This window comes from Actinopolymorpha sp. NPDC004070, assembly GCF_040610475.1.
Taxonomy (GTDB): Bacteria; Actinomycetota; Actinomycetes; order Propionibacteriales; family Actinopolymorphaceae; genus Actinopolymorpha.
Map to the genome: position 1 here is coordinate 103,170 of NZ_JBEXMJ010000005.1, position 12,904 is coordinate 116,073.

12 protein-coding genes are annotated in these 12,904 nt (G+C 73.1%); 6 read left to right on the forward strand and 6 right to left on the reverse strand.

The genetic code is table 11. The features are described 5' to 3' along the window. Positions 1–14: 14 nt before the first annotated feature. The 3 genes from nagA to ABZV93_RS11210 are packed head-to-tail and all read right to left on the reverse strand — an operon-like array spanning position 15 to position 3,038. Positions 15–1,175 (reverse strand): N-acetylglucosamine-6-phosphate deacetylase, encoded by a 1,161-nt coding sequence (gene nagA, locus ABZV93_RS11200; protein ID WP_354933494.1) that lies wholly within the window; start codon positions 1,173–1,175, stop codon positions 15–17. A 16-nt stretch (positions 1,176–1,191) separates the two neighbouring features. Further along, positions 1,192–2,139: an ROK family protein gene (locus ABZV93_RS11205; protein WP_354933496.1), complete on the reverse strand. Its 948-nt coding sequence runs from the start codon at positions 2,137–2,139 to the stop codon at positions 1,192–1,194. After that, positions 2,136–3,038: a sugar isomerase gene (locus ABZV93_RS11210; protein WP_354933498.1), complete on the reverse strand. Its 903-nt coding sequence runs from the start codon at positions 3,036–3,038 to the stop codon at positions 2,136–2,138. The genes ABZV93_RS11205 and ABZV93_RS11210 overlap by 4 nt, the downstream gene beginning before the upstream one ends. Before the next feature lie 272 nt (positions 3,039–3,310). Here ABZV93_RS11210 and ABZV93_RS11215 point away from each other — a divergent pair, with 272 nt between their 5' ends. Continuing rightward, entirely contained in the window at positions 3,311–4,099 is a 789-nt protein-coding gene (locus tag ABZV93_RS11215) for a DeoR/GlpR family DNA-binding transcription regulator (RefSeq protein ID WP_354933500.1), read from the forward strand. A gap of 109 nt (positions 4,100–4,208) precedes the next feature. Beyond that, a complete protein-coding gene (locus tag ABZV93_RS11220; protein WP_354933502.1) occupies positions 4,209–5,054 on the forward strand; it encodes a metallophosphoesterase in 846 nt (281 codons plus the stop codon). Between the two features lie 331 nt (positions 5,055–5,385). Here the strand turns inward: ABZV93_RS11220 and pdxH are convergent, their stop codons facing one another. Next, positions 5,386–6,198, reverse strand: a complete 813-nt coding sequence (gene pdxH, locus ABZV93_RS11225) for a pyridoxamine 5'-phosphate oxidase (RefSeq protein ID WP_354933504.1) — start codon at positions 6,196–6,198, stop codon at positions 5,386–5,388. 84 nt (positions 6,199–6,282) lie between these two features. On the opposite strand from pdxH, the gene ABZV93_RS11230 reads away from it, so the two are divergent. Together ABZV93_RS11230 and serC are read left to right on the forward strand one after the other, a co-directional pair. After that, complete coding sequence (locus ABZV93_RS11230) at positions 6,283–6,447, forward strand: hypothetical protein (RefSeq protein ID WP_354933506.1); 165 nt, start codon at positions 6,283–6,285, stop codon at positions 6,445–6,447. Positions 6,448–6,524: 77 nt separating this feature from the next. Continuing rightward, positions 6,525–7,670, forward strand: a complete 1,146-nt coding sequence (gene serC / locus ABZV93_RS11235) for a phosphoserine transaminase (RefSeq protein ID WP_354933508.1) — start codon at positions 6,525–6,527, stop codon at positions 7,668–7,670. Between the two features lie 67 nt (positions 7,671–7,737). On the opposite strand, the gene ABZV93_RS11240 is transcribed toward serC, so the two are convergent. Beyond that, a complete protein-coding gene (locus ABZV93_RS11240) occupies positions 7,738–9,480 on the reverse strand; it encodes a hypothetical protein (RefSeq protein WP_354933510.1) in 1,743 nt (580 codons plus the stop codon). A 323-nt stretch (positions 9,481–9,803) separates the two neighbouring features. On the opposite strand from ABZV93_RS11240, the gene ABZV93_RS11245 reads away from it, so the two are divergent. After that, positions 9,804–10,439 (forward strand): DUF624 domain-containing protein, encoded by a 636-nt coding sequence (locus ABZV93_RS11245; protein WP_354933512.1) that lies wholly within the window; start codon positions 9,804–9,806, stop codon positions 10,437–10,439. On the opposite strand, the gene ABZV93_RS11250 is transcribed toward ABZV93_RS11245, so the two are convergent. After that, complete coding sequence (locus tag ABZV93_RS11250; RefSeq protein WP_354933514.1) at positions 10,422–11,345, reverse strand: helix-turn-helix transcriptional regulator; 924 nt, start codon at positions 11,343–11,345, stop codon at positions 10,422–10,424. The genes ABZV93_RS11245 and ABZV93_RS11250 overlap by 18 nt on opposite strands. Before the next feature lie 101 nt (positions 11,346–11,446). Between ABZV93_RS11250 and ABZV93_RS11255 the strand changes: the two genes are divergently transcribed. Continuing rightward, complete coding sequence (locus ABZV93_RS11255; RefSeq protein ID WP_354933516.1) at positions 11,447–12,904, forward strand: MFS transporter; 1,458 nt, start codon at positions 11,447–11,449, stop codon at positions 12,902–12,904.

The window sequence follows — 12,904 nt, forward strand, 5'->3', positions numbered from 1 at the left end:
CAGCTTCTCCTTCGTCAGTGGGAAAACAGCTCGTCGGAGGCTGGTTCGTGCGCCACCCAGCCGCCCCGCCGCATCACCGCGACCGTCCGCAGATCCTCGTCCAGGACCACCAGGTCGGCGAACAGTCCCGGTGCCAGCGCACCCACGTCGGCGAGCCCGAACGTCGCGGCCGGTGTGGTCGCGGCCATCCGCGCCGCGTCGCGCAGGTCGAAGCCGGCCTCGCGGACCACCAGCCGGAACGCCGCGTCCATGGTCAGCGTGCTGCCCGCGATCGAGTCGCCGTGGACCAGCTTCACCAGCCCGTGGTCGACTCGTACGCTCTGGCCGCCGAGGTCGTAGACCCCGTCGGGCATCCCGGCGGCGGTCATCGCGTCGGTGACCAGCGAGGTGCGGCCGGGCCCGGCCGAGCGGGCCGCCACCGCGATCACCCCGGGGTGCACGTGCATGCCGTCGGCGATGAGCTCCACCGTCACCCGCGGGTCCTCCAGCAGGGCGCCCACCGGTCCCGGCGCCCGATGGTGCAGCGGCGGCATGCCGTTGAACAGGTGGGTGGCCACCCGCGCACCGGCGTCCACGGCGGCGATCACGGTGGCGTAGTCGGCGTCGCTGTGCCCGACCGCGACGACCACGCCCGCGTCGGTCACCTGGCGTACGGCGTCCAGCCCGCCCGGCAGCTCCGGCGCCAGCGTCACCATCGACACCGTGCCCTTGCCCAGGCGGAGCAAGCGGTCCAGTTCGGCGGGCTCCGCGGGCCGGAGGTACGCGGGGTCGTGAGCGCCCCGGCGGACCTCGCTGATCCACGGGCCTTCCAGGTGTATCCCGGCGACCACGCCGTCGAGCACGAGGTCCGACGTCGCCGCGACCTGGCGTTCCAGCTTCTCCGCGGTGGTGGAGACCAGGCTCGCGAAGGTCGTGGTCGTGCCGTGCGACCGGTGGAACGCCGCCACCCGGGCGGTCTCCTCCGGGTCGGCCCGGAGGTACGACCCGCCGCCGCCACCGTGCACGTGGGTGTCGACGAACCCGGGTACGACGACCCGACCGGACAGGTCGAGGTCGGCGGGCCGGTCCGGCGTTCCGGCACCGACGCCGACGATCCGCTCGCCGTCCACCTCCACCCAGCCGGGTTCGAGGATCTCGTCCGGGGTCACGACCTTGGCGTTCGCCAGCAGCGTCACGGGCTCCTCCGTCGCGTCAGTGCTTCGTGCCTTCGGCCAGCAGGGCCGCGCCCAGACATCCTGCCTGATCACCCAGCGCTGCCCTTACCAGCCTCGGCCGCCGCTGGAACGTCAGCCGATCCTCCAGCCCCCGCCGCAGCGGGTCGAGCAGGAGGTCCTCGGCCTCGGCCAGGCCACCGCCGACGATGACGACCTCCGGTCCGAGCAGGGTGACGGCCGTGTGCAGGACCGTCACCAGCGCGGCGACCGCCTCGTCCCAGACCGCCTGGGCGTCCGGGTCACCTTCGCGGACCCGAAGAGCGACGTCGGCCGCTCCGGACACCAGCGTGCCGGTGCGTGCGGTGTAGCGGCGAGCCACGGCGGCTGCCGACGCGACGCGTTCCAGGCACCCGCGCCCGCCGCAGCCGCACAGCTCGCCGTCGGGCTCGACGACCACGTGCCCCACCTCACCGGCGTAGCCGCCGGCCACCAGCGGGCGGCCGTCCACGATGCAACTGGCGGCGATCCCCGTGCCCAGAGCGATGAACAACGTGTCCCGCGCGCCGGCTCCGGCCCCGAGAACCCGCTCGGCCAGCCCGCCGCCGCGCACGTCGTGGCCGAGCGCGACCGGGATGCCGAGCCGGTCCTGCAGGACCGCGACCAACGGTGCGTTCTCCCAGCCGATGTTGGCCGCCGCGACGGCCACGCCGCGCGGCTCGTCCACGATGCCGGGTACGACGAGGCCGGCGGCCACCGGCGCGTCCAGGCCGATCTCGGGTGCCCGCGCGGCCAGCGTCTCCAGCGCGGACCCGATCTGGTCGACCACGGCGTCCGGGCCGTCAGCGACGGGGGTCGGGAAGCTCATCCGCGCGCGCACCCGGCGCTCGGCGTCGACCAGGGCACCCTTCATGGAGGTGCCGCCGACATCGAGTGCAGCGACGCAGCCGCGCGGCGCCAGGCCGGTGGGCGGAGCGGTGTCGGTCACGCCTGACCCGAGTCGCCGGAGTCCAGGACGACCGACCTGGTGAGGTTGCGCGGGCGGTCGGGGTCGAGCCCCTTGCCCGCGCCGATCTCCACGGCGAGCCGCTGGATGCGGATCAGCTCCGCCATCGGGTCACGCGCGGGCTCGTTGACCACCAGCGCACCGAGCTTGCCCACCTCGTCCAGCAGACCGGCGGGCGGCGTACCGAGGAACCAGATCACCGACGATCCGTCGGTGATGCTCATCGGACCGTGGCGGTACTCCATCGCGGGGTAGGCCTCGGTCCACGACAGCGATGCCTCGCGCATCTTCAGCGCGGCCTCGTTGGCCAGGCCGATCGTCCAGCCGGTGCCGAGGTAGGTGAACTGCCGGCGCTCGGTGGCACCGGCCGGAAGCGGCTCGGTGACCGTGGTCTCGGCGTCGGCGATCGCGCTGGTGAGGTCGGCACCGAGGTGGGTGCGCAGCAGGGCGAGGACGGAGGTGGCGAACCGCGTCTGGACGACCGACCGCTCGTCTGCGAAGTCGAGGACGACCGTCTCGTCCGAGCGCTCCATCACCGGCGTGTTCGGGTCCGCGGTCAGGGAGACCGTGGGCACCCGGCCGTGCAGCCGGGTCAGCGCGGCGAGCACCTCGGTGGTGGTCCCGGACCGCGTGATCGTGACCACCCGGTCGTAGCGCCGGTCGGTGGGCAGCTCGCTGGCGGTGAACGCGTCGGTCTCGCCCTGGCCGGAGCCTTCCCGCAGACTGGCGTACGCCTGGGCCATGAACCACGACGTGCCACAGCCGAGCACCGCGACTCGCTCGCCCGGACGGGGCAGCACCGCCGCGGCGGACTCGGCGAGCGCGACGGCACGCCGCCAGCACCCGGGTTGGCTGGCGATCTCCTCGGTCACGAATTCCATGCCTGGTCCCTTCCGCGAAGTCGGCTGCCCCGCAGCATAGGGCAGGGACGCCCATTTGTGCATGCTTTCCGGCATAAATGAGCACTGTTGTGCAAGATCGGCAACACCGGACTTCCCCGCGTCCTACTCGGGGTGATTGTTCCCGGATGTGTGTTCAAGCACCAGCTTTGCAGGCTCCGGGCACTCTATGATCGGTTCTCCTACTACCCGCGCAGCTTCGAACAGCCCCATGAGCGCCCGCGGAGCCGCGGTACCGAACAGAGGCGATGCCCATGAACCGCTACGAGCGGCTCAACGCGATCCTCGAGCTCGTCGCCGAACGCGGCCGGATCGACGTCGAGACCCTGGCCGAGGAACTCGCCGTCTCCACCGCGACCATCCGGCGAGACCTCGACCACCTCGCCCAGCAGCAGTTCCTCACCCGTACCCGCGGCGGAGCGGTCGCGCACAGCGTCGCCTACGACCTGCCCCTGCGCTACAAGACCGCCCGCCAGGCGACGGAGAAGCAGCGGATCGGCCAGGCGGCCGCCGACCTCGTGGCGGTCGGCATGGTGATCGGCATCAACGGCGGCACCACCGCCACCGAGGTGGCCCGCGCCATCGCCACCCGCACCGACCTGCGCTCACCCAACGAGGGACGCCGGGCGATCACCATCGTCACCAATGCCGTCAACATCGCCAACGAGCTCACCGTCCGCCCGCACGTCAAGATCGTCGTCACCGGCGGTGTCGCCCGGCCGCAGTCGTACGAACTCGCCGGTCCGCTGGCCACCCACATCCTGGAGGGCGTGAGCCTCGACCTCGCCATCCTCGGCGCGGACGCGGTCGACCCGCTGCACGGCGCGAGCGCCCACCACGAGGGCGAGGCGGACATCAACAAGCTGATGGCCTCCCGCGCCCGGCGCGTGGTGGTGGTCGCCGACAGCTCCAAGATCGGCGGCCAGGCGTTCGCCAGGATCCGCCGGCCGGAGGAGATCGACATGCTGATCACCGACGTCGGCGTCGGCGACGACGCGGTGGCGAAGTTCGAGGAGGCCGGCGTCCAGGTGATGCGCGTCTGAGGCCGCGCGTCTTGGACAAGCGCGTCTTGGACAAGCGCGTCTGGGACTGGCCAGCCGGGGTCCGAGACTCCCGGCAGGGGCGGCGCGTGCCGTCTGGGAAAGTCGGGCCATGCGCATCCTGCACATCTCCGACCTGCACGTCGAGCCCGCGCCGGAGGAACGCCTGCCCGGGCTGATGGCCTCCCTCGACCGTGACCGGGACCCGCTGCGGCGTGTCGGCGCCGACCTGATGATCGTCTCCGGCGACCTGACCACCTACGGAAGCTCCCGGCCCGAGCACCTCGCCCTGGCCCGGGAATGGCTGGACGGCCTGGACGTCCCGTACCTCGCCGTGCCCGGCAACCACGACCTCGGACCGAGCCCCGACCGTGGCGCGCGCAGCCCCGTCCAGGAGGCGTACGAGGACGTGCCGTACGGCCGGACGGGGTACGGCCGCACCTTCGGCACCGATCCGGTGGAGGTACGCGACCTCGGCCAGCTGCGCGTCGTCGGCTTCGGCGTGCGCGAGGACGACCCCGACGGCGTACTCCCCCGGCTGGCCGAGACACTCGCCGCCGACACCCGGCCGGTGATCCTGGTCGGCCACTACCCGCTCGTACCGACCCGGGACCCCAAGCCACACGAGGAGTTCGGCTCGGAGGCGTTCGTACCGCGCACCGGCGCGGCGCTGCTGGACCTGATCCGCCGGCAGCCGAACGTCCGGCTGTACGCCTGCGGCCACGTGCACGTCACGTCCGTACGGCCACTCGCGCCGCACTGCACCCAGGTGACGGCGGGCTCGCTCGGCCAGGGAGCCAGCACCTACCGCGTGTACGACGTGGACTCGTCCGGCCTCACCTACGCCACCGCGCTGGGCGCCGGGCCGCTGGGGTTCTGGCACACCGTGGACCCCAACCTGTCCGGGGAGTTCTCCCTCGGCACCGGCACCGAACGCTCCGGTCGTCTCATCTGGTGACGTGTCGGGGAAAACGTTGTTGTCTGTTCGCCCGGCACCGCGTACGGTCGGGCGTACACGAGGAAGGAGGTGGTCCAACGCATGCATAGCTTTGGGACTCGTGAGGTGGCTGTCCGCTAGCCGCTGTCCCCTTAGTAAGGACTGACTGCCGATCACCGGCTCGTCCTGAGGGTGCCCGCGCCAACGCGTGTGTGTGCACCGGATGGCGGTCGGCGAAACCAAGGGGCAGCCACCCGACCCGCGGGCGCTGGAATTAGTCCCTCCAGCACAAAAAGCCCGCGGGTCGTCCCATGCCCGAAACCGGTTCGGGCGCGGAAACCGGGGCGGGCGCTCAGGGCGCCAGCCGCTCCACGATCCAGTTCTTCTCCGTACGCCGATACCGCACGCGGTCGTGCATCCGGCCCTGCCGGCCCTGCCAGAACTCCACCACTTCGGGGCGTACGCGATATCCGCCCCAGAAGTCCGGAAGCGGCACGTCCTCGGTGCCGGCGAACCGCTCGACCGTCTCGGCATACAACCGGTCCAGGCTCTCCCGGTCGGCGACCACCTCCGACTGGGGACTCGCCCACGCGCCGAGCCTGCTCTCCCGCGGCCGGCTCGCGAAGTACGCGGCCGACTCCTCCCGGCTCACCCGCGCGGCGGGGCCGGTCACCCGGACCTGGCGCTCCATCGCGTGCCAGGGGAAGACCAGCGCGGCGTTCGGGTGGGCGTCCAGGTCCGCGGCCTTGGCGGAGCCGTAGTTGGTGTAGAAGACGAAGCCGCGATCGTCGAGGCCCTTGAGCAGCACGGTCCGCGCCGAGGGAACGCCGTCCGCGCCGACGGTCGCGACCACCATCGCGTTCGGCTCGGGCACCTCCTCGGCCAGCGCGTCGGCCAGCCAGGTGTGGAACAGCACCAGGGGATGGCCGGGAAGCTCGCTCTCCACGAGCTCGCCGCGGCCGTAACGCCGGCGCAGCGCGGCCAGTTGGGCCGGCGACGGAAGCTGCGGCGCCTGGGCACCGCGGTGCGCCTCGCCACCGAACGACGCGGGGTCGCTCCCGAACGGCGGCTCTGTGCCCAGGGGCGGCACGGGACGGATCGGCGGCTCTTCACCGGCGGACCGCGGACCGTTTCCCGTCCCGCCTGCCTCCTCGTGTACGTCCATGCACCCCGACACTAGGGCATCTCCCGGAACACTCCTTGGCTTCGCGCCGCCGACCTTGACGTCGAGCACGCGTGAAGTGCCACCGTGGACACCACGAGCGAGCACACTCGCGAACCCTGGCCGCGGACGATCGGGGCGGCCGAGCTGCACCGGGGCGACCGGCTGGTGGCGATGATCGCCCCACCGCGCCCAGGACTGAGCCAGACCGCGCGCACAGCCGGGCGCCGCCGGCCCGGCCCACCCGGCTGACACAATGGCGGAGCCGGACACAGACGTCTGGGTGACCCGTTCGTCCCGCTCCCCGCCCGTCCGCAGAGGTGGCACCCGTGGCTGACGCCCTCGATCCCGCACGCATCACCATCCCGCCCGACCGGCTGCCCGGCGACGGCCGGTTCGGTTCCGGCCCGTCGAAGGTCCGCCCGGAGGCGCTGGCCACCCTCGCCGGCCCGGCCGCCTCGCTGATGGGCACCTCCCACCGGCAGGCGCCGGTCCGCAAGCTCGTCCGGCGGGTCCGGGAGGGCATCGCCGAGCTGTTCGGGCTCCCCGACGGCTACGAGGTCGTTCTGGGCAACGGCGGCAGCACGGCGTTCTGGGACATCGCGGCACACAACCTCGTCCGCGACCGGGCGCAGCACCTGTCGTTCGGCGAGTTCTCCGCGAAATTCGCGTCGGTGACCGACGGGGCGCCGTTCCTCGGCAAGCCCACCGTCGTCAGGGCCGAGCCCGGATCACTCGTCTCGCCGACCGCCGAGGCCGGTATCGACGCGTACGCCTGGCCGCACAACGAGACCTCGACCGGCGTGATGGCACCGGTGCGCCGCGTGCCCGGCGCCGACGCCGACTCGCTGGTCCTCGTCGACGCCACCTCCGGCGCGGGCGGCCTGCCGGTCGACATCGCCGAGGCCGACGTCTACTACTTCGCGCCGCAGAAGAGCTTCGCCTCCGACGGCGGGCTGTGGCTCGCGATCATGTCGCCGCGGGCGCTGGCCCGGGTGGACGAGATCGCGGCGTCCGGCCGCTACGTGCCGACGTTCCTCGACCTGCCGACCGCGATCGACAACTCGCGCAAGGACCAGACCTACAACACCCCGGCGATCGCCACCCTCGTGCTCCTCGCCGAGCAGCTGGACTGGCTGCTCGGCCTCGGCGGGCTCACCGGTGCGGTCGAGCGTACGACCGACTCCTCCAGCCGGCTCTACACCTGGGCGGAGAAGTCGGAGTACGCCACGCCGTTCGTGACCGACCCGAACGCCCGCTCGCTGGTCGTCGGCACCATCGACTTCGACGCGGCGGTGGACGCCTCGGCGGTGGCGAAGGTGCTCCGGGCCAACGGCGTCGTGGACGTCGAGCCCTACCGCAAGCTCGGCCGCAACCAGCTGCGGGTGGCGATGTTCCCGGCGGTCGAGCCGGCGGACGTGGAGGCTCTGACCGGCTGCATCGACTACGTGGTGGAGCAGCTGCGCGCCCACTGACCTGCACGGCGTCCGGGGATCACGGCCCTTCGGGATCACGGCCCTTCGGGATCACGGCCCTTCGGGATCACGGCCCTTCGGGGTCGCGGCCCTCGTCGCGGTACGTCGGCCATCGGCGCCTGCCCCCACCGTGGTCCTCGGCCCATCGCGGCGGGTTTCCGGCCGGCTCGTCGGGCCAGTCGGCCTCGGCGGGCGGCCGAGCCGCAGGCGGCCGGGCACGTCGTCCCGGTGCACCGGCCGAGCCCGGCGCCGGGGGCGGACCACCCGTGCGGGGTAGTCCGGACGACCGCGGCCGATCGGCTGGGCGAGGCGGCGGTACGTCGTTCCCGCGTTCTCGCCGCCAGTCCTCGTCCTCCCACGGGAGCGGGGTGTCGTCGCGGCCGCCACGCGGGGCCGACTGCACCCCCGGGTGCGGCGCCGGCCGCTGGGCCGACTGCTGGGCCGACTGCTGGGCCGACTGCTGGGCCGACTGCTGGGCCGACTGCTGGGCAGAGGGCTGCGCCGAGCGGTCGGTACGTCGCTGCCCACCCTGGTCCTCCGGCCGCCCGGCCGGCTCCGCCGGCCAGATCGGACCCCGGCCCACGTCGCCGTACCCCGCGGCCTGCACCGACCTCGGCGGGCGGGCGTACGCCTGCGTCGGCGACTCGGCGTACGGTGGCTCGGCCGACGCCGGCGGGCGGCGTGAACCCGGCGCCCGGCCCGGTCCCGGCTTCGGTGCGAGCCGCCCACGTCGGCGTGAGGCCGGGTAGGCCGCCAGCCCGGCCAGCAACGCGGCGCCGACCACCAGGAGCAGGATCCAGCGCGGCAGACCGCTCAGCAGGGACCCGTCGCTTCCGCCGGAGGTGGGTGCCTGCGCGGTCGGGGTGGGCGACGGAGTGGCGCCCGGTGGCCGGCGCGAGGGAGCGGACGCGGCCGCGGTGAACGGCATCTCGTACACCGGCGAGTTGGTGCCCTCGCTACCCAGGAACAACCGCTTCCCGTCCGCGCCGACCGCGACGGACTCGCCCTGCCGCTGCGGCCGACTCAGCGAGATGGTGCGTTCGGGCTTGCCACCGGGCCAGCGCAGCACCCGCACGTCGGCGTACGTCCGCAGCACGATCGCCGAGCCGTCGGGAAGGAACGTGCCGTCGGTCACCATGGGGGGAGCGTCGGCGACCTTGGTGAGGGTGGCGGTGGTGCCGGGCACGAGGCTGGACGGCGCGGCGTAGATCGCCCCGCCGCCGGGGTCCTTGGTCACGACGTAGACCCGGGCGGTACGCGGGTCGACCAGTAGCGCCTCCGCGTCGTGCGCCCCGTCGGGGTACCTGAACCGGAACCGGCTCCACTCCACGGGCTGGTCGCCGATGGAGTTCGGCTCGCGGAAGCGGTAGATCGTGATCCTGTCGCGCACGCGGGCGTTGTCGCCGATGTCCCCCACCCAGATGCGCTGGTCAGGGCCGGGGGCGATGGCCTCCCAGTCGACGTTCTCGGCGGTCCGGAGCGAGATCGTCGCCGCCACCCGCCCGCGCGGGTCGAGCAGGAACACCCGCGGCTCGTCGCCGGAGTCGTTGTGGGTGTAGAAGTACCCGCGGTGCACCGCGCTCGCGACCAGTCCGCTGGACTCGGTGATCCGGGAGTCGCTGATGCTGAAAGCCCTGCGCTCCTTGGCCGGATCCGCCGGGGCAGCGTACGACGGAGTGACGTACGACGGCACCATCACCGCGCCGAGCAGCAGCGCCGCGAACGCCGTGGCGAGGCGGCGTGACCACGGCCGGCCCGCCGGGCGGAGTCGGCCTGACAGGTGACCGTCGAGTGCGGGATGCGCCCTCACGTCCGTCGTCCCTCCAGCCGGTCGTGCTCGGAAGCGACGAACTCCATCACATCAACCTGGTGACCCACAAGTCTTCCGGACGCTGCGGTCAGACCGTCGGTGCGCACAGCCGCCGCCTTTCACGAGGAGATCGGTGGCGGGCCCGAGCGCGTGCGGGCCCGGCCCGGCATCGCGCCATTGTCGACCATCTCCCCCCGGCGACCACCTCGCCCCAGGGTCGGCCTCCGGTTCCGCGTCCGGTATTCACCACCCGCCGACCTGTCCGCGCCCGGTGATCGGGCCGTAGGGTTGGTGATCGCTCATCGAAGCCGGGAGACATTCGGATGCAGATCCTCACCAGACCCCTCGAGGCCCTGTTCACCATGGTGGTCGCGGGGTTGCTGTGGGTGCTCACCGCCGTTCCGCTGGTGACCCTCGGCCCGGGGACGGCCGGTCTCGCCGCGGTGATGATGGAGTGGGGCGAGGACGGTCCGCCGTCGGTGTGGTCGACGTTCTGGGGCGGCTTCCGGAGCCACCTGCGGCAGAGCCTGGGCCTGGGGTTCGCGGCCGCCGTCGCCGGCGGGTTGCTGACGATCGACCTGCTGTACGGCCTGCGGGCGACCGACGCGCCGCTGCGGGCCGTGGTCATGGTCGCCGCGATCATCGGGTTCCTCGCCGTCGGCGGCACGCTGGTCTTCCTGTTCCCGGTGATGACCACCTATCCCGCACCGTGGCGGCGGGTGCTGCGCAACAGCGCGCTGTTCGCGGCGGCGCATCCGCTGACGACGCTGCTCAGCCTGCTCCTGTTGCTGCTCGCGGCGCTGCTGGTGATCACGGTGCCCGCGGCGGTGCCGGCGATCGCCGGGTTCTTCACCTGGGTGATCAGCCGGCTGGTCCGCCGGGTGTTCCGCAGGTTCGCGGCCCGCCAGGAGGCGGTCGCCGCCAGGTCCCGGCGTACGGACTCAGTCGCGGCGAGCTAGCTCCGACCACTCGGTGCGCGCCGGAACCTCCGGCAGCCGGCGCAGGCACTCCTCGGTCGCCGCGTCGGCGGCGGTGTAGACGACCATCCGCGCGTCGGGGTGTTCGCGCAGCCACAGGCTGGTGGTCTCCAGTCGGAGCGGGCCGACCTCACGGTGCAGGAACAACTTGACGCGGGTGGTGGGACTGGCGACCGCGTGGTCGTTCCACATCGCCGCGAAGTCGGATGAGACCTCGGTGAGCTCGCGGACCAGGTTCGTCCAGGCCGGCTCACCCACGTGCTCCGCGCTCGCGCCGCGGAACAACGCCAGCGAGTGCCCGGCCTCGACGTCCCAGTCCACCAGCATCCGCCGCCACGACGGTTCGGTGAACAACAGCCACAGGACGTTGCGCCGGTGCTGGGGCAGGGCGCGCCAGTCACCCATCAGCAGCCGGTCCGCCCGGTTGCCGGCCACCAGGTCGTACCGCGGGGTGACGACGTGCGCCGGGTAGGGGTCGAGGGCGTCGAGTACGCGCTGGATCACCGGGTCGACCGGACTGGGCGGGCTCGGCCGCTCCGGAGGGGTGGCGCCGGACAGCGCGAACAGGTGGCGGGTCTCGTCGGGATGCAGCCGCAGACTGCGCGCGATCGCGTCGAGGACGGACGGCGAGGCGTTGATCCGGCGGCCCTGCTCAAGCCAGGTGTACCAGGTGACACCGACCCCGGCGAGCTGGGCGACCTCCTCCCGGCGCAGGCCCGGCGTACGGCGGCGTCCGCCGGGCGGCAGGCCGACGTCCTCGGGCCGCAGGCGTTCCCGGCGCGAGCGCAGGAACGCCGCGAGCTCGGCGCGCCGGGGTTCGACGCCGCGCGGATCGATGTCGCGCTGGTCGGCGCTGTGCGGGTCGACACTGCTCGGTTCGGCGGTCACGGACACCATGATGCTCCGGCTGCGGAACCGGTGCCAGGTAGTGCCGATACCAGGATGAGCACACTCTGGTACCAGGCTCGCGAGCGCCGAATGCTGACTGCGTGACTACCACCGCCCTCCCTTCCACGGCGGGCAGGACCGCCCGGGTAGCCGACCGGCTCGCCCTGCCGGTCCTCCTGCTCGGCTCGTTCCTCGCCACCGCCAACTTCTTCGTCGTCAACGTCGCCTTGCCCACGATCGGCAGGTCCCTGCACGCGAACGCCGCCGTGCTGCAGTTGGTCGTCGCGGCGTACTCCGTGTCGTACGCCGCCGCGCTGGTCGCCGGCGGCCGGCTCGGTGACCGCTTCGGCCGGCGACGGATGTTCGTCCTCGGACTGGCCGGGTTCGCCATCTCCGGTCTCGCCTGCGGCCTGGCCGGCAACGCCTGGACCCTCACCGGCGCCCGGCTCGTCCAGGGTGCGGCTGCCGGGATCTTCGTACCGCAGGTACTCAGCACGATCCAGGCCGGCTACACCGGGCCGGGGCGTCAACGTGCGCTTGGGGGCTTCGGCGCCACGCTCGGAATCGCCTGTGTGGTCGGGCAGTTGTACGGCGGCGTGGCGGTGACCTTCGACGTCGCGCACCTGACCTGGCGGCTGGCCTTCCTGCCGTTCGCGCCGGTCGCGTTGCTGGTCGCCGCGCTGGCGGTCCGCTTCGTCCCCGAGACCCGGGGCCGGCCGCTTCCGCTGGACCTGCGGGGCGCGGCACTGCTCACGCTCACCCTCGTCCTGCTGCTCGTGCCGCTGAGCGTCGGGGCGGGTGCGGGGTGGCCGACGTGGGCCTGGGTCGCCCTGGCCGCGACGCCGGTCGTGGCGTACGGGTTCGTCCGCGACCAGGCGGCACGCGAACGCGCCGGCGGTGCGCCGCTGCTGCCGCCGTCGCTGGTCCGGTTGCCGTCGTTTCGGCGGGGGCTGGCCGTCGTCGCGGTGTTCTTCGTCGGCCTGGGCGGGTTCCTGCTCACCACCGGCATCTCGCTGCAGGAGGGCCTGGGCATGAGCCCGCTCGGCGCGGGATTCGCGCTCGCGCCGTACGCGCTCGGCTTCCTCGCCGCCTCGCTGACCGTGCCGCGGCTGGTCGGGCGGTACGCCGGCCGGGTGATCGTGGCCGGTGCGGTCGTCCTCGCGACCGGCCTGGCCGTGGCTGCCGTCCAGGCGAGCGTGGGGTACGACGGACTGACGACCCGGACCCTGCTGCCGGCGTTCGTCGTGATCGGCTTCGGCCAGGGCCTGGTGATGATCCCGGTGTTCGGGGTCGTCCTGGCCGGGGTACCCACCGACCGGGCCGGAGTCGCCAGCGGCGTCCTCACCACCACCCAGCAGGCGACCATCGCGGTCGGCGTGGCTGCGCTCGGCACGGTGTTCTTCCGGGTCGCGTCGACCGGTGCCGCGACCGGCTCCGCGACCGGCGCGGCCGCCGGAGCCGACTGGCGAGGTGCCACGGTGGCGGTGCTCGCCGCGGAGGCCGTCCTGGCCCTGCTGACCGGGATCATCGCCACCCGCCTCCTCAACTCCTCGGAGTGA

Bases quoted from the DNA above. Each gene is read 5' to 3' on its own strand.
- ABZV93_RS11210 (WP_354933498.1), bottom strand. From the start codon at position 3,038: ATGGAATTCGTGACCGAGGAGATCGCCAGCCAACCCGGGTGCTGGCGG.
- ABZV93_RS11215 (WP_354933500.1), top strand. From the start codon at position 3,311: ATGAACCGCTACGAGCGGCTCAACGCGATCCTCGAGCTCGTCGCCGAA.
- ABZV93_RS11220 (WP_354933502.1), top strand. From the start codon at position 4,209: ATGCGCATCCTGCACATCTCCGACCTGCACGTCGAGCCCGCGCCGGAG.
- pdxH (WP_354933504.1), bottom strand. From the start codon at position 6,198: ATGGACGTACACGAGGAGGCAGGCGGGACGGGAAACGGTCCGCGGTCC.
- ABZV93_RS11245 (WP_354933512.1), top strand. From the start codon at position 9,804: ATGCAGATCCTCACCAGACCCCTCGAGGCCCTGTTCACCATGGTGGTC.